Source organism: Winogradskyella pelagia, assembly GCF_017581965.1.
In the GTDB taxonomy this organism is placed as follows: Bacteria; Bacteroidota; Bacteroidia; order Flavobacteriales; family Flavobacteriaceae; genus Winogradskyella; species Winogradskyella pelagia.
In genome coordinates this window covers 318,804-339,244 of record NZ_JAGEVF010000003.1, presented here as the reverse complement: position 1 = coordinate 339,244, position 20,441 = coordinate 318,804, and the positions used below count along the sequence as shown (strand labels likewise).

Sequence of the window (20,441 nt, the reverse complement as noted above, 5' to 3'; positions counted from 1 at the left end):
TTCTAATTTATTTATGCGAAATTTACGGAAATTTTAATGGAATAGATGCAAGATACGTCCGCAGAATACGATGCTATCATAGAACAATGCCGTTCACTTTTTGTAAAAAAAATGAGTGATTACGGTTGTGCATGGCGCATACTTAGATTGCCCTCTTTAACAGATCAGATTTTTATCAAAGCTCAACGCATAAGGAGTCTTCAACAAAATGAGGTTAGAAAGGTAGATGAAGGTGAAAAAAGTGAATTCATAGGGATCATTAATTATTGTGTTATGGCGCTCATCCAAATAGATAGAGGTGTTGTAGAGCAACCAGATTTAGAAAATGATGAGGCTACTAAATTGTATGATGAGAAAATTGCCCAGACCAAGCAGCTTATGATGGACAAAAACCATGATTATGGTGAGGCGTGGCGAGATATGCGTGTAAGTTCGTTGACTGATTTGATTTTACAAAAACTGTTGCGTGTTAAGCAAATTGAGGATAATGCCGGTAAAACCATTGTCAGTGAGGGCATAGATGCCAATTACCAGGATATGATTAATTATGCTGTATTTGCATTAATCCATCTTGAAGAATCCTAATACTTTTAATCCATAAATACGTGTATGAAATATATAGTACAGCTCAGTAGAATTTTTGTAGGTGTTTTATTTATAATTTCAGGGTTTATAAAGCTTAATGATCCTTTGGGATTTTCATATAAGCTTCAGGAGTATTTTGGCGCAGATGTACTCAATATGGAATTTTTAATTCCGTATGCTCTGGGTATTTCCGTGTTTGTAGTAGTTTTTGAGGTCATTCTAGGTGTATTTCTTTTAATTGGTTATAAGGTAAAGTTTACCATTTGGAGCTTACTAGCTATGATTGTATTCTTTACTTTTCTTACATTTTATTCTGCCTATTTCGATAAAGTAAAAGATTGTGGGTGTTTTGGAGATGCTCTTAAATTGACACCTTGGGAGAGTTTTACCAAAGATGTTGTGCTTCTTGTATTGATATTGATTCTGGTTGCAGGCATTAAGTATATAAAACCCATTTTCCCCAAACTTCCTAATACAGTTATTGCATTATTAAGCTTTATTGTGTCCTTATGGTTTGGTTATCATGTATTGATGCACTTACCTGCAATAGATTTTAGAGCCTATGCTATTGGTAAAAACCTGAAGCAACAAATGGAAATACCAGAAGATGCCGCTAAACCAATTACAGAATATACTTGGACCTTTAATGTAGCTGGAAAAGAACAAACTTTTATTACAAATGGAAGTTATCCAAATGTAGAAGGAGAGTACGTCGGTGTAGAAACTAAATTGATTGATGAGGGTTACATTCCGCCGATTCAAGATTTTTCAATAGAATCTGATGATCAAGATTTTACTACTGAATTTTTGAATGAGGAAAACTTGGTTATTGTAGCTCTTTATAGTATTTCTAGTGCAGAGCAAGAGGGTGTGGCGAAACTTAAGGTTTTTACTGATAATGCCATTAAAAGGGGCTATAAAGTCATTGGATTAACCTCCTCTGGAGAAGAGGATAAGGAAAACATTAAATCGCAATACAAATTGAATTTCGATTTTTATCTCTGTGACGAAAAAGTGATTAAAACCATAGTGAGGGCTAATCCAGGTATTGTAGTGCTTAATAATGGTACTGTAACTCAAAAGGCCCATTGGAACGATATTGAGGACATTGATATTGGAAATGGTAGTAATTAGTCAACCTAAATAACTCATATCTTATTTTAGGATATCTATTAAATAAAATACTTTATGCCTTACTTACCTTATTGGGAGTAGTCACTGTTATTTTCTTTTTATTTACGGTATTGCCAGGGGACCCGGCGAAAATGATGCTTGGTCAAAATCAAACCGCAGAGCAGGTTGCAGCAGTTAAGAAGAAATATGGGTTTGACAAACCCATCACAACTCAATACTTGTACTATCTCAATGATTTATCGCCAATCTCATTACACGCAATAAATCCTGAAAATTATACGTCATTAAAGTCAAACAAGTATTATGCGAAGCACCTTTTTACCCTAGGTCAAACAGGTGTAGCACTAAAGACACCCTATTTACGCGAATCGTTCACTAAACAGGGTAAAAAAGTCACGGAAGTTATTGGAGAAACCTTGCCGAATACTTTTGTGCTTGCGGTCTCAGCTATAGTTATCGCTATTATTCTGGGTGTAGTATTTGGGATAATTTCTGCTTTAAAAAAAGATACTTGGATAGATAAAATTATTCAGGTATTCAGCACCTTGGGTATGAGCGTACCTTCATTTTTTAGCGCTATTTTGTTTGCTTGGTTATTTGGGTTTGTACTGCACGAATTTACCAATTTAGAAATGACAGGCAGTCTATATGAGCTAGATGATTTTGGCGAGCGCATGACCCTTCAATGGAAAAACTTAATTCTTCCGGCAATTGTGTTAGGTATACGGCCATTAGCCGTTGTTATTCAATTAATGCGTAACTCGTTATTGGAAGTCTTAAGCGAAGATTACATAAGGACAGCGAGAGCAAAGGGGTTAAGTGAGTTTCAGGTTATTAAAAACCATGCCGTAAAAAACGCGTTAAACCCTGTTGTAACAGCTATTTCTGGTTGGTTTGCTTCAATGCTGGCTGGTGCAGTTTTTGTGGAGTATATTTTTGGATGGAATGGTCTGGGTAAAGAAATTGTAAATGCATTAAATACTTTAGACCTACCAGTAATTATGGGTTCTGTTCTTGTCATAGCTATTATTTTTATAACCATTAATATTTTAGTGGACTTTATATACTCATGGTTGGATCCAAGGGTTAAGCTCATCTAAATACACCTGACATTTATCAATATGCATTGGTGCATAATACCTTATTTTTGTATTATATTTTAAAAATTAACTTATTACATAGATTATGAGAAAGCATATTGTTGCAGGTAACTGGAAAATGAATAACGGACTTATTCAGACCGAATCCTTAATAGCAGAATTAAAACAACAATCTAAAACTTCAGATGCAGAAGTTATGATCGCTCCAACATTCACAAACTTGTGGCACGCTTTTCAATCCACTAAGCAAACAGAGATAGAGGTTATTGCCCAGAATATGCATTTCGCAGAAAATGGAGCTTATACTGGAGAAATCAGTGCAGGAATGTTGTCTAGTTTGGGTATTAAAACAGTGATATTGGGACATAGCGAACGTCGTGCTTACTTCAATGAAACAGACGAGTCCTTAGCAAAAAAAGTAGATGCAGCCTTGGCAAATAACATGCGTATTATTTTTTGCTTTGGGGAGGAATTAGCGGATCGTAAAGCTGGAAATGAAGAGTCTGTGGTTGGTGACCAAATAAAAAATGCGCTATTTCATTTAGATCCAGATGCATTCACGCATATCGTCTTGGCATATGAACCTGTTTGGGCCATTGGCACTGGTGAAACAGCAAGTCCAGAACAAGCTCAGGATATGCATGCATTTATAAGAAAAACTTTAGCAGATAAATATGGCGCTGAAGTTGCAGATTCAGTCTCTATTCTATATGGTGGAAGTGTGAAGCCTAATAACGCTAAAGAGATATTTTCTAAACCAGATGTTGATGGTGGATTAATCGGAGGTGCTTCGCTTAAGGCTGAGGATTTTTATGCCATTGTAAACGCATTTTAGTTGGATAATTTGATTTATATAGGCTACGACTTTAATGTTGAGCCGCTACAACCAGCTACTGAAATTCTAATTGCAGAATTAGGGGATGCAGGCTTTGAGAGCTTCGTAGAAACTGATGAAGGCGTTACTGCCTATATTCAGAAAAAGGAATGGAATGCCTTTATTTTAGAAGATATACACATATTATCTTCAGATGAATTTAAAATTACGTTTAGTTTTAATGAAATAAAACAGACCAATTGGAATGCCGAATGGGAGAGCAATTTTAAACCAATTGTTGTAGATGACAGAGTTACTGTAAGAGCACCTTTTCATGAAAAGTCGAATACAGAATATGATATTATCATTGAGCCCAAAATGAGTTTTGGTACTGGCCATCATGAAACTACTCATATGATGATTCAACATATTTTAAGAAACGATTTAAAAGATAAATCTGTTTTAGATATGGGTTGTGGAACCGGTGTTTTAGCCATTATGGCAGAAAAGGTTGGCGCCAATAGGGTTGATGCTATTGATATTGATAATTGGTGTTACCTAAATAGTATAGAAAATGTTGAACGAAACCATTGTAAATATATTTCTGTATTTGAAGGCGATTGTGCTCTTTTGAAGAGTAAAACTTACGATGTTATTATTGCTAATATCAATAGAAATATATTGGTAGATGATTTGCCAATTTATGCGTCTTGCTTAAGCCCTAATAGCAGTTTATTTTTAAGTGGTTTCTATGAAAAGGATATCGAATTAATAGAGAAAACTTGCGCCGAATCTATGTTAAAATTGAATGAAACTTTACAAAGAGGTGAGTGGGTTTCTCTAAAATTTATAAATTAGTTGAGAATTTAATTATAAGTTGTTGTATCAGTTAACGATACGTTTTAAAACAATTTGCTATGAGTACAAAAGAAAAACAGTCGGAAGACCTATTGGTTGAAGAAGAAACTGTAAAACAGAACGAGATTGTCTTATTTAATGATGACGTTAATAGTTTTGACCATGTTATTGATACGCTAATGTACGCTTGCGATCATACACCAGAACAAGCAGAACAATGTTCTATTATTGTACATTACAAAGGAAAATGTACTGTAAAAACGGGTCCTTATGATGATTTAAAACCAAGGTGTTCAAAACTATTAGAAGCCGGATTGAGCGCTGAAATTGTATAAAAAAAGCCTGCGAAAGCAGGCTTTTTTTATTTATAGTCTTTATTCAGTTATTTGTTCATTCTACCAACAGCACAGCTCACAAAAGATTTGGCTTTTTTAGATAGAGAATTTGAATCACTAATCGAAGGGTAACCTAGGTCCGATAGTTTTTGTTTTACCAATCCAACCGAAGTCCCTGCAGATATATTAAAAGTAACTTCATCAGTATCATTGTTAACGGAAACCTCCGAAATGCCTTCTAGTTTTTCAAGCTGTGTTATAATAGTATTGGCGCAGCCATGACATTTTAAGTTTTGTATTTCTATAGTTGTAGTATTCATTTTAGTTAGTTTTTAATTTTACAGGTACTGATACCCAATACTCTGTAAAGAGGACAGAAATTGATAAGACTGGTAACAAGCAATATAATTGCCACTGCCATTAATATATAAGCTAAAGTACCTTCAATAACATTAAAATAATATAATAAGGCCACCACAGCCGCTACAATTACGCGGATCCCTTTATCTAAGTTACTCATGTTTTTTGTCATATCTTTTAATTTTAAAGGGTTGATGGACATACAAAATCCGTTAATGGTAAATCTGTTTTTTTAATAGCACCAAAACCTCCCGCAACATCAATTAGGTTATTAAAACCTCTTGCCTTTAAAATGGAGGCTGCAATAACCGAACGGTAACCTCCTGCACAATGAATGTGGTACGTTTTGTTCCTATCTACAGCATTCATTTGCTCATTAATAAAATCCAGTGCAAAGTGTTGGGCATTTTCTAGATGGCTCGATTTGTATTCACCGTCTTTTCGTACATCTAAAATATTGATCTCAGTTGCTTTGGCTTTTTCGGCGAATTCTTCAGCAGAAATGGATTCTAAAGTGTCTATATCTTTTCCGGCATTTTTCCAAGCTTCAATACCACCTTCGAGATACCCAAGGGTATTATCATAACCTACTCTAGACAATCGGGTAACGGCCTCTGCAGATTTACCTTCAGGAACTACTAAAAGTATGGGCTGTTTAATGTCAGTGATCAGAGCACCTACCCATGGTGCAAATTGACCATTTAATCCAATAAAGATGGAGTTAGGGATATGAGATTTTATATATTCAGATTGTGGTCTTACATCGAGGACTAAAGCAGATTCGTGATTGGCCATAGCTTCAAAGTCTTCTGGATTTAAGGCATTATCACCAGTTTTTAAAATTGAATCAAAGGTGTTATAACCCATTTTATTCATCATGGCGTTTTTAGCAAAATACTGTGGTGGTGGAGCGATGCCATCTAGTACTTCCTTTACAAATTCAGCTTTGGTCATATCTTCGCGCAAGGCATAATTGGTTTTCTTCTGCTCGCCTAATATTCCTACGGTTTCTTTACTTAAATTTTTACCGCAAGCCGAACCAGCACCATGCGCTGGATAAACAATAACATCATCTGCTAACGTCATTATTTTTGTTCTTAAGGAATCATATAGCATGGCTGCCAAATCCTCTTTGGTAAGGTCTGATTTTATTGCTAAATCTGGACGGCCAACATCACCTAAGAATAAAGTGTCGCCAGAAAAAATAGCGTGGTCTTTTCCGTTTTCATCTCTTAATAAATACGTAGTAGACTCTAAAGTGTGTCCCGGAGTATGTAGTACTTTTAGACTTACTTTGCCTAATTGTAAAACCTCTCCGTCCTTAGCCGAGTGAATATCGTAGTCTGTAGTTGCTCCTGGTCCAAATACAATACTTGCTCCAGTTTTTTTAGCTAAATCTACATGACCAGATACAAAATCTGCATGGAAGTGTGTTTCTAAAATATATTTGATTTCGGAATTATTTGCTTTGGCCTTATCCATATATTGTTGCGTTTCCCTTAAAGGATCTATTATGGCAACTTCCCCATCAGATTCAATATAATAGGCACCTTGAGCCAAACATCCTGTATATAATTGTTCTATTTTCATATTCTTTTCAATTTTTTAATGGAGCAAAATTAATAAACTCTATTTTTCAATATGTGACAATTGTAACACTAACACTTTATAAAGTTAGTTAATTTAGATATAACAAACTTCACTTTAACAGTCGTTTAATTTATGATTTCCTTACTAGAATCAATTTGTGTTTAAACAACCAATAATAAGTCCTCAATATAATATTTAGATATTTTTAATGAGGCAGTTTAGAACGTAAAGCACCATAGGCATAAGTACCAACAATGGCAGCTAAAATAACTATAAGCATGGTCATTACGCCTGTGCCAACTAAGATGTACATAGGGCCAGGACATGCGCCACACAAGGCCCATCCTAGTCCAAAAACACTTCCACCAAGGATATACCGAATTAAGCCTCTATCTTTTAATGGAACTCTTAAATAGGTGCCTTCCGTGGTTTTTAGCTTAAGTTGTTTAGATGCTACAAGTAAAATAACGCCTGTGATTACGGCACTTCCAATAATGCCGTACATATGAAAGGACTGAAATTTGAACATTTCATAAATGCGATACCATGATACCGCTTCAGATTTAACGAGAACTATACCAAAAAATATACCAACTAAAAAGAATTTTAGATACTTGCCCATAATTAAAACAGAATTGGATAAATAAGATGAATCATTATTAAGCCACCAATAAAAAAGCCGATGACGGCTATAAATGATGGTAATTGTAAGCTGCTGAGACCTGTGATCGCATGACCAGATGTGCATCCTCCGGCATATCTTGTTCCAAAACCAACTAAGAAACCTCCTATGACCAAAATTAAAAACCCTTTGATACTGAAAAATGCTTCCCAACTAAATAATTCGCCGGGTAAAAGGCTTTTCCCAATATTCTTAAAACCAAGAGAATTTAAATCGGTAATGGTCGCCTCACTGAGATTTATATTAATAGGGTTGGATAAAAAATTATGTGCGATATAGCCGCCTACAAAAGCGCCGCAAATGACAATTAAATTCCACTGATATTGGCGCCAATCAAAGTCAAAAAACTTAACGCGTTTGCCAGCACCACCCATGGCGCAAATGGTTCTTAGATTTGAAGACATCCCAAAGGTTCTGCCAAAATAAAGCAGCAGAAACATAACAATAGCTATGCATGGACCGCTAACGTACCACGGCCACGGCTCTAATATTAAATCCATAGTCAATTTTTTAATTGCAAAATTATTTTGAAAGATTTATGAGTTGTGTAATATATGTTACTAAAAGTCAATAACGATAATCTTATTTCGTCCAAGCTCAATTTTCTTTTCTTTTTCTAATTGTTTTAAAAGTCTCGAAACAACTACTCTAGATGTATTTAAGTCCTCTGCAATATCTTGATGGGTCATTTCTAAGGTTGTAGATGCTGAGAGCTTAACATGATCTGTAAGGTACTTAAACAGACGTTTATCCATTTTCATGAATGCCAGAGTATCTATAGTTTCAAGCATTTCATCAAACCTAGTCTGATAGCTTTGAAGAATAAAATTTCGCCAACTATCGTTGGTATGAAACCAGCTATGCATTTCATTGATAGGAATCATTATAACTTCAACATCCTCATCAGCTATAGCGCGTATTTTACTGGCCGATTTCCCCATACAGCAAGTTAAGGACATGGCACAGGTGTCACCATTTTCTAAAACGTATAGCAACAATTCATTGCCATCGTCATCCTCACGTAATACCTTAATATTTCCATTTAGTAGAAGAGGTATATATTTGAGTTCTTGACCAATATCGATTATGATATCATTTTTTTTGAAAGACTTGAGTTGGGCTACTTTTTGTATTCCGGTTAGAATCTCTTCATCGAAGAGGTAACTAAACGATTCTAAATGCTCTTTTGAAATCATATTTCAAAAATAATCAATTCCATATTTGAAATAAATAGTTTGGTAGTTTTTTAAGTTTTATATTATATTTGCACCCACTTAAAAACGGCCTCGTGGCGCAACTGAATAGCGCATCTGATTACGGCTCAGAAGGTTACAGGTTTGAATCCTGTCGAGGTCACAAAAAGTTAAAAGCAAGCTAACGTAAATAGCTTGCTTTTTTTATTGACAAGATTTTATTCTTTTAAATTATAGTGCCAAACCAGTAAATTAATTTTGGTATTAAGATTAAACTCTAATTTTTCCAGTAAGTTCTTCAACTTTGATTAAAAATACAATGGGTATATCATCCGAATATATTTTACTCGAAAATTCACTGATGAAATCTAGATCTTTATTCTCTTTAGCCAATACAATTTCTTTAATGCCAAGAGAAAATTCATGAAGGTAATTTCTGGCTGTTGATCCATTACTTTCGTTATATTGACCGTGTACCAGCACAGACTCCCATTTGTTAGCCCTGTAAATATCCACTACGGCGAGAGAGACATCAATATTTTTGCGCATTGCTTTTATCTTATGACCCAATCCAGAATAACAAATAATATGGTTCTCTTTTTGATTGTAAAAATAGGTAATGGGTATAGTGAACGGTCTATTATTGCAAATATAGGAGAGGTAGCCAATATAGTTACGTTCTAAAACATCTGAGCACTGTTGTCGATTGAGATTTCTGATCATAATGAAAGATTTGACCTTTAAATTATAGCTAAATCCAGAAACTACAAATGACAAACGTCAGGTTTGAAGGGGAGCTTAACCTTTTTTAAAAAGTAATGCCATTTTCAGGTATTGTGTTAGACTTTAAGGTAAGCATTAAGCTAGAGCATTTTTAGTCACAAAAGTTCTCCATCCAATAATGGCAAGCTGAAATTTGGTTGCTTTACTTAAATCGAGTTGTTTCTTAGAATAAGACGGAAGTACAACTTTATTTAATTTGGCTAAGGCTCTAAAGATTTGACGTTTCATTTTAGTTGTAGTTCAAAATCTTTAGTAAAAATAGTAAAACTTATTCTAGAACTAAGTTTTACTAGGGATAGGTTGGTTGTAATCTTATTGAATTTGAATTATAGAGATAAAACAAAATCAATAATAAGTTTGGCTAAAGTCATCATAATTTTTTTTGGTTTAGAGGTTAATAATTTTCGTTTTTTAACTTGATTGAGTTGCCAATATATAATGAGGGATGAGTGACCTCCAAGGGTTTTTTAAGAAATCTGTGAAATTAAATTCATATTTATAAGTAAAAAAACATGATTGGTTATAAAAAATCGTGACTTCTCTTCATAAATGTTATAAATAATAATATTAAAATATACTTTGTATTAATAATTGTAATAATTGTAGAGCCTTTTCAGGGTTTTATTTAAAAACCAAGGGGTCAATTTGTAGTAAAACGTATGGTTTAACTGATTTTTATCTTTTACAATCTCAAAAGACTAACTTTTTTTTAAGAATACATTGAAGCAATATTATTCATTGTAGCTTAGCGATACACCATTATTTTACCTTTATATTTGTGGAAAATTTATACAATGCATTTAATACGCGTTTTGCCTTTATTTTTAATCTGTTCCTTGGTATGGTCACAACAATTAGTCATAAACGAGCTAGATCCAGATTCCCCAAGTACGGATACTGCAGAGTTCATTGAATTAAAATCAGAATCAGCAAATTTCTCCACGGACGGATTTATATTGGTCTTTTTCAATGGGTCATCAAGCGGAGGAGACTCTAGTTATTTAGTGATTGATTTAAATGGATATACTACAGATAATAACGGCCTGTTAGTTGTTGGTGCATCAGAAGTATTTCCCTATCCTCAAGTATTAGTTGCGGATAATATAATCCAGAACGGAGCAGATGCTGTAGGGATTTATCAAGCTCAAGTTGATGATTTTCCAGAGGGAACACTGGCAACCACCACCAATTTAATTGATGCTTTGGTATATGGTACCAATGATGCTGTAGATGCTGATTTATTGGCATTAATGGGTGAAACTAATCAATATAATGATAACGGTACTAATTCTAACCCTAGGTCAATTCAACGGTTTGTAGATGGAAGTAATAATGAAACCTACAATGCAGCAACGCCAACTCCAAGACGAGAAAACGATGGGTCTGGAATTGAAATTAATCCACTTAGTATTACCGTGAATAACACCCAGTACACGGAAGGCGAAACATTTGACATTACTATTACTGCTGAAACTAACGTAACCTCAGATGTAATATTTAATTTAGATTTAAGCAATTTTGGATTTAATTCGTCTGATTTCACCGGTAATACCAGTCTAACTATACCAAATGGAGGCAATACAGTGAGTACTACCATAACCTTGGTTAATGATTCTGATGATGAAGGCGATGAGGTTTTAAGAATTAGGTTTGTAGATGTGATAGAGCCCATAGTTCCTGGTAATAATAATGTTGAAATTAGAGTCATTGACGATGATTTTACGGTAGCACCATGGGGAACTCCAGTTAACCCAACTTTTAACCAAGTGCAAAGCACACAGCCATCTGGCTATTACGATAGTCTCGACGCTTTAGCAGACGCAGCATTGCGTCAAGCATTGCAAGACATTATTGCCAATCCTAACGAAGTAAGGGCACAGACCTATGCAGATGTCATCGATATTTTAAAAGAGGCAGACCAAAATCCAGAAAATAGCAATCAAGTATGGCTGGTGTATTCCGAAGAAGGGCGCCCTAAGCTCGATTTGCAAACAGGAAGTAATAACACTGGGAAATGGAATAGAGAGCACACTTATCCTAGGTCTAGAGGTGGTTTTGATGATATTGAGGAAGATGAAATTGCCGATGGTATTGATGTTTTTTGGACTACAGAAGCAGATTCACTTCGCCACGGTAATTCCGATGCCCATGCTTTAAGAGCTGCAGATGCAGCGGAGAACAGTTCGCGCGGCAATCAACATTATGGCCAATATGTTGGGCCTACGGGTACCTTAGGGAGTTTTAGAGGAGATGTTGCAAGGAGTGTGCTTTATATGGAGATCCGCTATAATGGACTAGAAGTGGTTAATGGCTTTCCCGATACTATAGGTCAGTTAGGGGATTTAGCAACACTTTTAGATTGGCATAGAAATGACCCGCCAGATGATTATGAGATGAACCGTAATAACATAGTTTATCAATGGCAACGTAATAGAAACCCCTTTATAGATCAACCCTTATTGGTTGAATATATTTGGGGAAATAATGTTGGGGACACTTGGTTTCAATCCTTAAGTGTTGAAGACTATATTGAATCTAAGATTAGGGTATACCCTGTTCCAACAAAAGGGAAGGTTTATATTTCTGGTTTATCAAGTGATACGGACATTAAAGTGTATTCCTCAGATGGTAAATTAGTAAAACAACTAAAAGACTTTACTCAACCCTTAGAGCTAAATCTAGCACAGGGTTTATACATTCTTAAACTACGAAAAGGGAATTCTGTAGTGACTAGGAAATTGATTATTCAATAATAAAAGGTGGCTCATAGGAACCACCTTTTAGATTTAATCGTTATTAAAATTCATCTCACTTGTTCTGGCCACTAAAGCGCCTTCGGAGATACCATATTCTATACCAGAAATACCATCATCATTCTTCCATGATGCAGAGCTTTCATCGCCAGAATTATTCTTTATTTTAATTTTAATACTTGTGATTTCCCCAGCTTTATTCCGGCGTATTTTTGAATACTTAACCGAGATGCCGGCTTTTTCTAACAGGGCTTTATTCTTATCTAGGATATCATCTGGAGTATATTTGGTTATATAGGCAAGGGTTGCATTTTTTCTCGTGTCCTTATCATCAACATAGGTGATACTGCTTACTTGAGGTTTGCTTATAACCCATTTAGATTTTGGTTTATTGTTTTTAACCGATTTTTGGGTTTCAACTATAATTACGCCGTCTTTTGCTTTTTCTCCATATAGACTAACGGCATTATCTTCTTTAAGGACTGTTACGCTTTTTATTTTATCGGTGTCTAGAGTTTGAATGACGCTTTTATCTTTGGCTTCACCATTGATAATAAAAAGTGGATTTTTACCAGAATCTCCTTCAATAAATTTAATATCGTAATTTTCTCCTTTTTTAATATCTCCAACTTTATATTCAAAAGTGTTGCCATCCGCTCTAATAACTTTGACTTCCTGTTCAACATGAATTGTATCGACCAATGAGTTTAACTTATATGTAAAATTGTTTTTGTTGGTCCAACTATTCAATGAAGACGCAGAATCTATTTTAATAACAACCTCAGTATCATCATCACTCTTAAAAACCATCGTTTTTCCATTTAAAATTTTAATATCATCCTTGTCTTCTTCAATGATAATTTCTTGTACAGTGTCATCATTATTTCGAATAAGTATTTTGTCAGCGCTTATAACATTTGTGTTATCTTTTTCTTCAACAATGATAAATTCTTTACTAAGGGCACCGACTCCAAAACTACCATCCTTTGACCTTCTAAAATAAAAATCAGAGATGCCATTGTCATCACTAATACTATAATTGGCCGAACCATTTGAAGTATTAAAGTCTACATTAATGGAAACGATATCTCCAATAGAATTGCGTTTAAGGTCATTTATTACCATAGTAATTCCGTTAGATTTTAATTCTTTTTTAATCTGCTCAATCTGTTGGCCTGTTGTAGCCTTGGTAAAAACAATTTCAATTTCTGGATTGAAAACCTCATCGGAAACCTCTGTTGCAGACGCAGAGGATGTTTCAACATAAACTTCTTTGGTATTCATGCTCATTAAGACTAAAGCCAATAATGGAATGATTAAGGCAAATCGCCATTGTTTCTGAGATTGAGATCTTGTTTTTTGTAACATAACTATGCGTTCTTTAATTAATGAATTGTAAAAATTATTGGTAAGTGAAAGGTTGTGATTAGCAACACTAGTTTTTAATAATAGTTTTTGATAGGACTTAGAATCGTGCGTTGATGCTTGAGTCTTAAAATCGGCAATGAATTCTAAATTCTGTCTTATGGTATTTCGGTAGGTCCAAATCAATGGGTGGAACCAAAACATACTGCAGGCTAATTGCGATAAGATGATATCAATGGAATGCATTTGATTGACGTGAACTTTTTCATGTTTGAGCATCAGTCGAACTTCCTCGTCGTCCATACTCTCAGGATTATAAACAATCCATTTAAAAAATGAGAAGGGGGATAGGTTACTTTTTACAATCACGTAAGTGTAGATACCGTCCTTTAATTTCGGATGTCGCAACAGTAATTGTAGCAGTGAGCCAAATTGAAGCATGAAGCGCAATAGGAAAATGACTAAGCCTATAGTATAAATGAATGGTAATAAAGACCACCAGTCAAAAGGGTTGTGGTTGTTGCTCACTTGTTCAAGTGTTCCTGTATTTTCAATCGGTGAAATATTGTATTCAAATACAATAGGTTCTGCGGGAATTGCAATTGGGATTACTACTAACGGTAAAGTTACTGCTGTAACCAGTCCTAAAAGTAAAAACCATCTATTGTGTTGGAAGAATGTTTCTTTTTTCAATAGAACGTAATAACAGACATAAAAAACACTAATAATCACACTTGCTTTTAATAGGTACTCCATAATTAGTCTTTTTTCTCAATAAGTTCAATAATTTCCTTAAGCTCCTTTACACTGATTTTTTCTTCCTTGGCAAAAAAGGATACGACATTTTTATAAGAGCTGTTAAAGAAGTGGTCTATTGCCGTATTCATAAAACGCTTTTTGTAATCTTCTTTAGAAACAATAGGGTAGTATTGGTGTGTTTTTCCATAAGCATTGTAACTCACATAGCCCTTTTCTTCAAGATGACGTATAATGGTAGACAGCGTATTGTAGTGCGGCTTATCTGTTTTTATTTCACTCAGTACATCTTTTACAAAGGCCTTCTCGAGCTTCCATAAAATATGCATTATTTCCTCTTCTTTATTAGTGAGTTTTTTCATTTTGTTTTATTTAAACGCAATATAACTATTTTTATAGTTATAAAACTAAAAAAACAGTTATTTAACGAAAAATTTAGTTTAGTGTATCTGTTCTTTTGATGTCTTATCTTCGCATTTTGATATAAAACGTTTGAGTTTTTATGGTAATGAGTATCCTTTTGGTGTTGGTAGGTCTAGCACTTCTGGTCATAGGCGGTGAGTTTTTGGTAAGGTCTTCAGTGGCGCTTTCATTTAAACTGAAGTTATCTAAGCTAGTAATAGGAATGACGGTTGTATCCTTCGCCACTTCAGCACCAGAACTTTTGGTAAGCTTACAGGCTGCACTAGATGGTGTTTCTGATATTTCTTTAGGCAATGTCATAGGCTCTAATATTGCCAATATCGGTTTAGTCCTTGGGATAACCGCTATTATTTCACCTCTTATTGTGGATAGGGATTTTTATAGGCTCAATTGGCCTATGATGATGTTATTGTCTATAGCCCTTTATGTTTTTCTAAAGAACGATTTACTTCTCAGCGCAATAGAAGGTTTTATATTGCTCATTTCCCTCTGCGTGTTCTTATTTTTCCTGATTAAAAATTCAATAAATTCTCTCTCAAACGTTACGGTTGTAGATGATGTTGATGAAACACTGGCTGTTGTGTCAACATTTAAAATCGCATTATGGCTTTTAATAGGAGGTTTAGGGTTGTATTTTGGGTCAGAATGGCTTGTTGACGGAGCTAAAGAACTTGCCCAATCTGTGGGTATCAGTGATTATGCTATATCTGTAACGGTGATTGCCATTGGTACAAGTGTACCTGAGCTAGCGGCATCGGTTATTGCGGCATTAAAACAAGAAAAAGCTATTTCTTTAGGTAATTTAATAGGGTCAAATATTTTTAATATTGCCTCTGTTTTAGGGCTTACAGCGATTATAAAACCGATAACTGTAAATCCAGAAACGCCAGAGATTCTATCGACTAACATCTTTTGGATGATTGGTTTTGCGGCAATACTAGTTCCACTAATGTTGTGGCCAAAACGCTATCAGATAACAAGAGGTAATGGAATATTACTATTTATCGCCTACCTTATTTTTATAGTTGGGGCGTTCACATAAAAAAAGCCCACCTCGAAGGTGAGCTTTTAACAATTTAAATATATAATGAACTAAGCTTCTATGTTTGCACTTTTTACAGTCTTAACAATGCGCCCAGCCACTTTATAAGGATCGGCATTAGATGCTGGTCGTCTATCTTCAAGCCAACCTTTCCAGCCTTTCTCAACAGTAATAATTGGAATTCTAATAGAAGCACCTCTATCGGAAACACCATAACTGAAATCATCAATAGAAGCAGTTTCGTGGTCTCCTGTTAAGCGCTGGTCATTGAACTCACCATAAACGGCAATATGCTCTTTAACAACAGGCCTAAATGCTTCACAGATTTTTTCGTAAGTTTCTTTGCTACCACATGTTCTTAATACGGTATTGGAGAAATTTGCATGCATACCAGAGCCATTCCAATCCATCTCTTGCCCAAGAGGTTTAGGGTGATAGTCTATATAGTATCCATATTTTTCCGTAAGTCTGTCTAAGAGATAGCGCGCAACCCAAATCTCGTCTCCTGCTTTTTTAGCTCCTTTAGCAAAAAGCTGAAATTCCCATTGGCCGCATGCTACTTCTTGGTTAATACCTTCAAAGTTAAGCCCAGCTTCAATGCATTGGTCAGCATGTTCTTCTACGATATCCCTACCATGGGTGTTTCTTCCGCCTACAGAACAGTAGTACAGCCCTTGAGGGGCTGGATAACCACCCACAGGGAAGCCAAGAGGTAATTGCGTTTTTCTATTCATAATGAAGTATTCCTGTTCAAAACCAAACCAGAAATCGTTATCATCATCATCAATGGTAGCTCTACCATTAGACTCATGTGGTGTGCCGTCAGGATTTAGAACCTCTGTCATTACTAAGAAACCGTCTTTTCTTACAGGGTCTGGGTAAATAGCAACGGGTTTTAACAAACAATCAGAATTATCTCCAGTAGCTTGTCTTGTAGAACTTCCGTCAAAAGACCATATTGGACAGTCCTCTAATTTACCACTGAAATTTTCTTCAACCTTTGTTTTACTTCTCATGTTTTGAGTAGGTTTATAGCCATCTAGCCATATGTACTCTAATTTCGATTTACTCATCGTTTTTATCGTTTAAAAAAAATTGACGTTGCAAAGATTATTATTTTTTTAGTTTGGTCAAAAAAATTAGGGTCTTTTAGATGAAATGTTATTAATAATTGTTGATAACCCTATTTTTTTAAGGGTTGCTATTTAAAAAATAGTATTTGTAGTATTTTTGCCCTAAATATTTCAGTTTATGTCAACGTTAAGATTTTATGCCGTCAAAGCATCTTTAAATAGAGCACCAGTAAGTATTAAGGAACCGATACGCCGCTCAGATATATTTAACCAAAACGTATTTAATAAGGTCGCTATGCGACAATACCTCACAAAAAATGCTTTAGACTTAATTACTGAGGCAATTGAAAAAGGAAATAAAATCGATAGGCACACCGCAGAACATGTAGCAACTGGTATGAAAGAATGGGCGATATCAAAAGGTGCTACACATTATACCCATTGGTTTCAGCCATTAACAGGATCAACGGCAGAAAAGCATGATGCTTTTTTTGAAACCATCGATGAAGAATCTGCCATCGAAAAGTTTGACAGTAGCCAACTTGTTCAGCAAGAACCTGATGCCTCAAGTTTTCCAAGTGGAGGCATTAGAAATACGTTTGAAGCAAGAGGATATACAGCTTGGGACCCAACATCACCAGCATTTGTTTATGGTTCTACGCTCTGTATACCCACAGTTTTTGTTTCATATACAGGCGAAGCTTTAGATTATAAGACCCCTTTGCTAAGAGCTTTAAACGTAGTAGATAATGCTGCTGTTTCGGTTTGTAAGTACTTTGATAAAAACGTAAAAAAGGTAAGTGCTTCTCTTGGATGGGAACAAGAGTATTTCCTTATTGATAATGCCCTCGCCACATCTAGACCAGATATCGTTTTAACCGGAAGAACGCTCTTGGGGCATTCTCCGGCAAAAGGACAACAACTAGACGATCATTATTTTGGCAGTATTCCGTCTAGGGTAATGGCTTATATGCGCGACTTAGAAACCGAATGTATGCTATTAGGTATCCCGGTAAAAACAAGACATAACGAAGTAGCGCCAAATCAATTTGAACTAGCACCCATTTTTGAGGAGGCTAATCTGGCAGTTGACCATAATTCATTACTAATGGACGTGATGGAAAAGGTAGCCAAACGCCACAATTTCAAAGTTTTGTTACATGAAAAACCATTTGCTGGCGTAAATGGGTCTGGTAAACACAACAATTGGAGTTTAAGAACCGATAAAGGTATAAACCTTCTCTCACCTGGAAAGACACCGATGAGCAATCTTCAATTTTTGACATTCTTTATAAATACAATTAAAGCTGTTCAAAAATATGAGGAGCTTCTGCGAGGATCTATAGCTTCCGCAGGGAATGACCATAGATTAGGTGCCAATGAGGCGCCGCCAGCGGTCATGTCTGTGTTTATTGGAAAACAATTGACGAAAGTCCTAGACGAGTTAGAAACCGTAACTAAAGGTAAACTATCACCAAAGGAAAAGACAGACTTAAAACTCAACGTTGTTGGCAAAATCCCCGAGATTTTATTGGATAACACAGATAGAAATAGAACGTCTCCTTTTGCGTTTACAGGGAACAAATTCGAATTTAGAGCAGTAGGTTCCAAAGCAAATTGCGCCAACCCTATGACAGTTCTCAACTCTATAGTCGCCAAACAATTACAAGATTTTAAAACTGAGGTTGATGGTTTGATCGCTGGTAATGGTATGAAAAAGGACGACGCCATCTTTAATGTATTGCGAGAGTACATTAAAACGTCTAAGTCCATTTTATTTGAAGGTAATGGCTACAGTGAAGACTGGAAAAAGGAAGCTAAGAAAAGAGGCTTAAGTAATAATGTAAATACACCGGAGGCCCTAAGAATTAAAATTTCTGATAATGCCATTAGTTTATTTGAAAGTCTTGGTGTGATGAACAGAATTGAATCTGAAGCGCGTTACGAAGTTGAGATGGAAGAATACATTATGCGCATACAAATTGAAAGCCGGGTTCTTGGTGACATAGCGCGTAATCATGTAGTGCCCACAGCAGTCCGTTATCAGAATGTGTTAATAGAGAATGTTACCGGTTTAAAATCTATTTATGGAGATGCGTTTAAAACGTTAGCTAAAGAACAATTAGTGTTGATTGAAAAGATATCAACTCATATTGAAGCTATTAACTCTTTGGTAACTGAAATGACAAATGCTAGAAAAATGTTCAATCAAGAAACTAGAATTGACAAAAGAGCGATGGGCTATTGTGAGGTTATAAAACCAATTTTTGACAAGATTAGATATCACTGTGATAAATTAGAGCTAATGATTGATGACGAATTGTGGCCTTTAACAAAATATCGCGAACTTTTGTTTACCAAATAACCCTGAAGCCTTAAACATAACGCAGGTTTCAATGTAAATCTAGTGTTAATAAATGAGTACTTCTACGTATATTTTTTGTTGGCAATTAATGTTTTTGTGCCGTTTGTCGATAACAAGTTGCTAATTATCGAAAACACCACTTTATTGCCCTAGAAAACTGGTAATAACACTTTATCGAACGTCTTTATTTCGTATTTTTACAGTGCTATTAATCAATATTCGTAAAGATGAAGAAGTTACTACTTAGTGTAGCTATTCTTGTAGGTGCGACCTTAATTCTTACTCAAGACAATTCAGACGACTTGAATAAAGTTACAAATGAAGATGTTGTCGCGATGCAGGCCAAGTTACAAGCAGAGTCCTAATTCCCTAAGACATTAAAGACTATTTAGTCTATGACATATAATAGGTTTATTCACATTGTGAATAGACCTTTTTGTGCGCTTAATGTTTCTTTTTATTACAAATTGAGCAATATTTTTCTATATTGCAACGCCTCAAATCAATAATAATGCTAAATTCATATGTTAGGATATTATGATTATATCAAAAGACGCGATTATAATTTTGCTTGCTTCAGTTCTATTTTTTTCACCATTATCTGCGCAACAAGAGCAAGATTCTACTAGTTTTGATTCTACATTAAAGTTTTTTGACTTAAGAGGAACTAACGTGGCGGATGTTGGACTAGGCGGTAGTACCTTATTTGGAGATTATGAAAATAAGGATTTTGGATTTTACTACAGGGTCGGCTATAAGCGCTTTATAACACCAAATATTTTTTTGGGTTTAACGGCTAATGGCTATACGATAAGCGCGGAAGATACGGATTTTAGCCTCATGTCCTTTGACTTTGGTATGGAGGTTTTAGTTTTACCATACGATAGGTTTTCACCAATTGTTTACGGTGGTTTTGGAATAAACACCTCTAATGACGTAGATGCTAGTGCAGTAAAAACACAGATTGGTATTGGGGTTGAATATATTGTTATGGGCCAACTTGGTGTTAAGCTTTATTATGAGTACAACTACAGTTTCGAAGACGAGTTGCTACCGCTAATAGTTGACGATAGAAATGATAAGTTTTTGAGATTCGGTATTGGTGTCAATTACTATTTTGGAGGTACTAAGGAACGTGCAAAGAAAACTGAAGAAATGGAAACAATTATTAATTCCAACCTTATAAAAAATTAATCTCATTGCTTACTTTTGCAGAACCAATTAAGGCAA

At 35.2% G+C, this 20,441-nt stretch carries 22 protein-coding genes and 1 tRNA gene; 12 read left to right on the top strand and 11 right to left on the bottom strand.

The window, feature by feature from the left end; all coding sequences use genetic code 11:
* Nucleotides 1–45 precede the first annotated feature (45 nt).
* The 6 genes from J4050_RS05985 (at nt 46) to J4050_RS05960 (ending at nt 4,826) form a co-directional block, all read left to right on the top strand.
* Nucleotides 46–585 (top strand): DUF1599 domain-containing protein, encoded by a 540-nt coding sequence (locus J4050_RS05985; protein WP_208153265.1) that lies wholly within the window; start codon nt 46–48, stop codon nt 583–585.
* Between the two features lie 24 nt (nt 586–609).
* Nucleotides 610–1,719, top strand: coding sequence for a BT_3928 family protein (locus J4050_RS05980; protein ID WP_208153263.1), 1,110 nt, complete (start codon nt 610–612; stop codon nt 1,717–1,719).
* A gap of 23 nt (nt 1,720–1,742) precedes the next feature.
* On the top strand, nt 1,743–2,819 hold the full coding sequence (locus J4050_RS05975) for an ABC transporter permease subunit (RefSeq protein WP_208153325.1): 1,077 nt from the start codon (nt 1,743–1,745) through the stop codon (nt 2,817–2,819).
* Between the two features lie 85 nt (nt 2,820–2,904).
* Entirely contained in the window at nt 2,905–3,654 is a 750-nt protein-coding gene (gene tpiA / locus J4050_RS05970; RefSeq protein ID WP_208153261.1) for a triose-phosphate isomerase, read from the top strand.
* Complete coding sequence (prmA, locus tag J4050_RS05965; RefSeq protein WP_208153259.1) at nt 3,655–4,491, top strand: 50S ribosomal protein L11 methyltransferase; 837 nt, start codon at nt 3,655–3,657, stop codon at nt 4,489–4,491.
* 59 nt (nt 4,492–4,550) lie between these two features.
* Nucleotides 4,551–4,826 carry an ATP-dependent Clp protease adaptor ClpS gene (locus J4050_RS05960; RefSeq protein ID WP_208153257.1) on the top strand — a complete coding sequence of 92 codons (276 nt, stop codon included), beginning with the start codon at nt 4,551–4,553 and terminating at the stop codon, nt 4,824–4,826.
* Nucleotides 4,827–4,873: 47 nt separating this feature from the next.
* Here J4050_RS05960 and J4050_RS05955 read toward each other — a convergent pair whose 3' ends face one another.
* From J4050_RS05955 to J4050_RS05930, 6 genes are all read right to left on the bottom strand, one after another.
* The gene (locus tag J4050_RS05955; protein ID WP_208153255.1) at nt 4,874–5,146 is read right to left on the bottom strand and encodes a heavy-metal-associated domain-containing protein; all 273 of its coding nucleotides are present in this window, start codon (nt 5,144–5,146) and stop codon (nt 4,874–4,876) included.
* Nucleotides 5,147–5,151: 5 nt separating this feature from the next.
* Nucleotides 5,152–5,346 carry a YgaP family membrane protein gene (locus J4050_RS05950; protein WP_243878560.1) on the bottom strand — a complete coding sequence of 65 codons (195 nt, stop codon included), beginning with the start codon at nt 5,344–5,346 and terminating at the stop codon, nt 5,152–5,154.
* 23 nt (nt 5,347–5,369) lie between these two features.
* Entirely contained in the window at nt 5,370–6,776 is a 1,407-nt protein-coding gene (locus J4050_RS05945) for an MBL fold metallo-hydrolase (RefSeq protein ID WP_208153251.1), read from the bottom strand.
* A 205-nt stretch (nt 6,777–6,981) separates the two neighbouring features.
* On the bottom strand, nt 6,982–7,398 hold the full coding sequence (locus J4050_RS05940; RefSeq protein ID WP_208153249.1) for a DUF6691 family protein: 417 nt from the start codon (nt 7,396–7,398) through the stop codon (nt 6,982–6,984).
* Nucleotides 7,399–7,400: 2 nt separating this feature from the next.
* Entirely contained in the window at nt 7,401–7,958 is a 558-nt protein-coding gene (locus J4050_RS05935) for a YeeE/YedE family protein (protein ID WP_208153247.1), read from the bottom strand.
* Between the two features lie 60 nt (nt 7,959–8,018).
* Nucleotides 8,019–8,654: a Crp/Fnr family transcriptional regulator gene (locus J4050_RS05930; RefSeq protein WP_208153245.1), complete on the bottom strand. Its 636-nt coding sequence runs from the start codon at nt 8,652–8,654 to the stop codon at nt 8,019–8,021.
* Nucleotides 8,655–8,740: 86 nt separating this feature from the next.
* On the opposite strand from J4050_RS05930, the gene J4050_RS05925 reads away from it, so the two are divergent.
* A tRNA-Arg gene (locus J4050_RS05925) sits at nt 8,741–8,814 on the top strand.
* A gap of 107 nt (nt 8,815–8,921) precedes the next feature.
* Here J4050_RS05925 and J4050_RS05920 read toward each other — a convergent pair.
* Both J4050_RS05920 and J4050_RS05915 read right to left on the bottom strand, forming a co-directional pair.
* On the bottom strand, nt 8,922–9,374 hold the full coding sequence (locus J4050_RS05920; RefSeq protein ID WP_208153243.1) for a pyridoxamine 5'-phosphate oxidase family protein: 453 nt from the start codon (nt 9,372–9,374) through the stop codon (nt 8,922–8,924).
* 135 nt (nt 9,375–9,509) lie between these two features.
* Nucleotides 9,510–9,662 carry an SsrA-binding protein gene (locus J4050_RS05915; RefSeq protein ID WP_208153241.1) on the bottom strand — a complete coding sequence of 51 codons (153 nt, stop codon included), beginning with the start codon at nt 9,660–9,662 and terminating at the stop codon, nt 9,510–9,512.
* Between the two features lie 566 nt (nt 9,663–10,228).
* Between J4050_RS05915 and J4050_RS05910 the strand changes: the two genes are divergently transcribed.
* Nucleotides 10,229–12,187 (top strand): T9SS type A sorting domain-containing protein, encoded by a 1,959-nt coding sequence (locus tag J4050_RS05910; RefSeq protein WP_208153239.1) that lies wholly within the window; start codon nt 10,229–10,231, stop codon nt 12,185–12,187.
* Nucleotides 12,188–12,220: 33 nt separating this feature from the next.
* Here the strand turns inward: J4050_RS05910 and J4050_RS05905 are convergent, their stop codons facing one another.
* Both J4050_RS05905 and J4050_RS05900 read right to left on the bottom strand, forming a co-directional pair.
* Nucleotides 12,221–14,308, bottom strand: a complete 2,088-nt coding sequence (locus J4050_RS05905; protein ID WP_208153237.1) for a M56 family metallopeptidase — start codon at nt 14,306–14,308, stop codon at nt 12,221–12,223.
* A 2-nt stretch (nt 14,309–14,310) separates the two neighbouring features.
* The gene (locus J4050_RS05900) at nt 14,311–14,670 is read right to left on the bottom strand and encodes a BlaI/MecI/CopY family transcriptional regulator (protein WP_208153235.1); all 360 of its coding nucleotides are present in this window, start codon (nt 14,668–14,670) and stop codon (nt 14,311–14,313) included.
* A 146-nt stretch (nt 14,671–14,816) separates the two neighbouring features.
* Here J4050_RS05900 and J4050_RS05895 point away from each other — a divergent pair, with 146 nt between their 5' ends.
* Nucleotides 14,817–15,773, top strand: coding sequence for a calcium/sodium antiporter (locus J4050_RS05895; protein WP_208153323.1), 957 nt, complete (start codon nt 14,817–14,819; stop codon nt 15,771–15,773).
* Nucleotides 15,774–15,823: 50 nt separating this feature from the next.
* Here J4050_RS05895 and J4050_RS05890 read toward each other — a convergent pair whose 3' ends face one another.
* Nucleotides 15,824–16,846 carry a glutamine synthetase beta-grasp domain-containing protein gene (locus J4050_RS05890; RefSeq protein ID WP_208153234.1) on the bottom strand — a complete coding sequence of 341 codons (1,023 nt, stop codon included), beginning with the start codon at nt 16,844–16,846 and terminating at the stop codon, nt 15,824–15,826.
* A 178-nt stretch (nt 16,847–17,024) separates the two neighbouring features.
* Between J4050_RS05890 and J4050_RS05885 the strand changes: the two genes are divergently transcribed.
* The 3 genes from J4050_RS05885 (at nt 17,025) to J4050_RS05875 (ending at nt 20,405) form a co-directional block, all read left to right on the top strand.
* On the top strand, nt 17,025–19,211 hold the full coding sequence (locus J4050_RS05885) for a glutamine synthetase III family protein (RefSeq protein ID WP_208153232.1): 2,187 nt from the start codon (nt 17,025–17,027) through the stop codon (nt 19,209–19,211).
* 227 nt (nt 19,212–19,438) lie between these two features.
* Nucleotides 19,439–19,576, top strand: a complete 138-nt coding sequence (locus tag J4050_RS05880) for a hypothetical protein (RefSeq protein ID WP_208153230.1) — start codon at nt 19,439–19,441, stop codon at nt 19,574–19,576.
* A 172-nt stretch (nt 19,577–19,748) separates the two neighbouring features.
* Nucleotides 19,749–20,405 (top strand): outer membrane beta-barrel protein, encoded by a 657-nt coding sequence (locus J4050_RS05875; protein ID WP_208153228.1) that lies wholly within the window; start codon nt 19,749–19,751, stop codon nt 20,403–20,405.
* The last annotated feature ends 36 nt before the right edge of the window (nt 20,406–20,441 follow it).

Excerpts from the sequence above, each read along its gene's own strand:
- J4050_RS05985 (WP_208153265.1), top strand. The coding sequence starts at position 46 with ATGCAAGATACGTCCGCAGAATACGATGCTATCATAGAACAATGCCGT.
- J4050_RS05980 (WP_208153263.1), top strand. The coding sequence starts at position 610 with ATGAAATATATAGTACAGCTCAGTAGAATTTTTGTAGGTGTTTTATTT.
- tpiA (WP_208153261.1), top strand. The coding sequence starts at position 2,905 with ATGAGAAAGCATATTGTTGCAGGTAACTGGAAAATGAATAACGGACTT.
- J4050_RS05960 (WP_208153257.1), top strand. The coding sequence starts at position 4,551 with ATGAGTACAAAAGAAAAACAGTCGGAAGACCTATTGGTTGAAGAAGAA.
- J4050_RS05955 (WP_208153255.1), bottom strand. The coding sequence starts at position 5,146 with ATGAATACTACAACTATAGAAATACAAAACTTAAAATGTCATGGCTGC.
- J4050_RS05950 (WP_243878560.1), bottom strand. The coding sequence starts at position 5,346 with ATGAGTAACTTAGATAAAGGGATCCGCGTAATTGTAGCGGCTGTGGTG.
- J4050_RS05945 (WP_208153251.1), bottom strand. The coding sequence starts at position 6,776 with ATGAAAATAGAACAATTATATACAGGATGTTTGGCTCAAGGTGCCTAT.
- J4050_RS05940 (WP_208153249.1), bottom strand. The coding sequence starts at position 7,398 with ATGGGCAAGTATCTAAAATTCTTTTTAGTTGGTATATTTTTTGGTATA.
- J4050_RS05935 (WP_208153247.1), bottom strand. The coding sequence starts at position 7,958 with ATGGATTTAATATTAGAGCCGTGGCCGTGGTACGTTAGCGGTCCATGC.
- J4050_RS05930 (WP_208153245.1), bottom strand. The coding sequence starts at position 8,654 with ATGATTTCAAAAGAGCATTTAGAATCGTTTAGTTACCTCTTCGATGAA.
- J4050_RS05920 (WP_208153243.1), bottom strand. The coding sequence starts at position 9,374 with ATGATCAGAAATCTCAATCGACAACAGTGCTCAGATGTTTTAGAACGT.
- J4050_RS05915 (WP_208153241.1), bottom strand. The coding sequence starts at position 9,662 with ATGAAACGTCAAATCTTTAGAGCCTTAGCCAAATTAAATAAAGTTGTA.
- J4050_RS05910 (WP_208153239.1), top strand. The coding sequence starts at position 10,229 with ATGCATTTAATACGCGTTTTGCCTTTATTTTTAATCTGTTCCTTGGTA.
- J4050_RS05905 (WP_208153237.1), bottom strand. The coding sequence starts at position 14,308 with ATGGAGTACCTATTAAAAGCAAGTGTGATTATTAGTGTTTTTTATGTC.
- J4050_RS05900 (WP_208153235.1), bottom strand. The coding sequence starts at position 14,670 with ATGAAAAAACTCACTAATAAAGAAGAGGAAATAATGCATATTTTATGG.
- J4050_RS05895 (WP_208153323.1), top strand. The coding sequence starts at position 14,817 with ATGAGTATCCTTTTGGTGTTGGTAGGTCTAGCACTTCTGGTCATAGGC.
- J4050_RS05890 (WP_208153234.1), bottom strand. The coding sequence starts at position 16,846 with ATGAGTAAATCGAAATTAGAGTACATATGGCTAGATGGCTATAAACCT.
- J4050_RS05885 (WP_208153232.1), top strand. The coding sequence starts at position 17,025 with ATGTCAACGTTAAGATTTTATGCCGTCAAAGCATCTTTAAATAGAGCA.
- J4050_RS05880 (WP_208153230.1), top strand. The coding sequence starts at position 19,439 with ATGAAGAAGTTACTACTTAGTGTAGCTATTCTTGTAGGTGCGACCTTA.
- J4050_RS05875 (WP_208153228.1), top strand. The coding sequence starts at position 19,749 with ATGATTATATCAAAAGACGCGATTATAATTTTGCTTGCTTCAGTTCTA.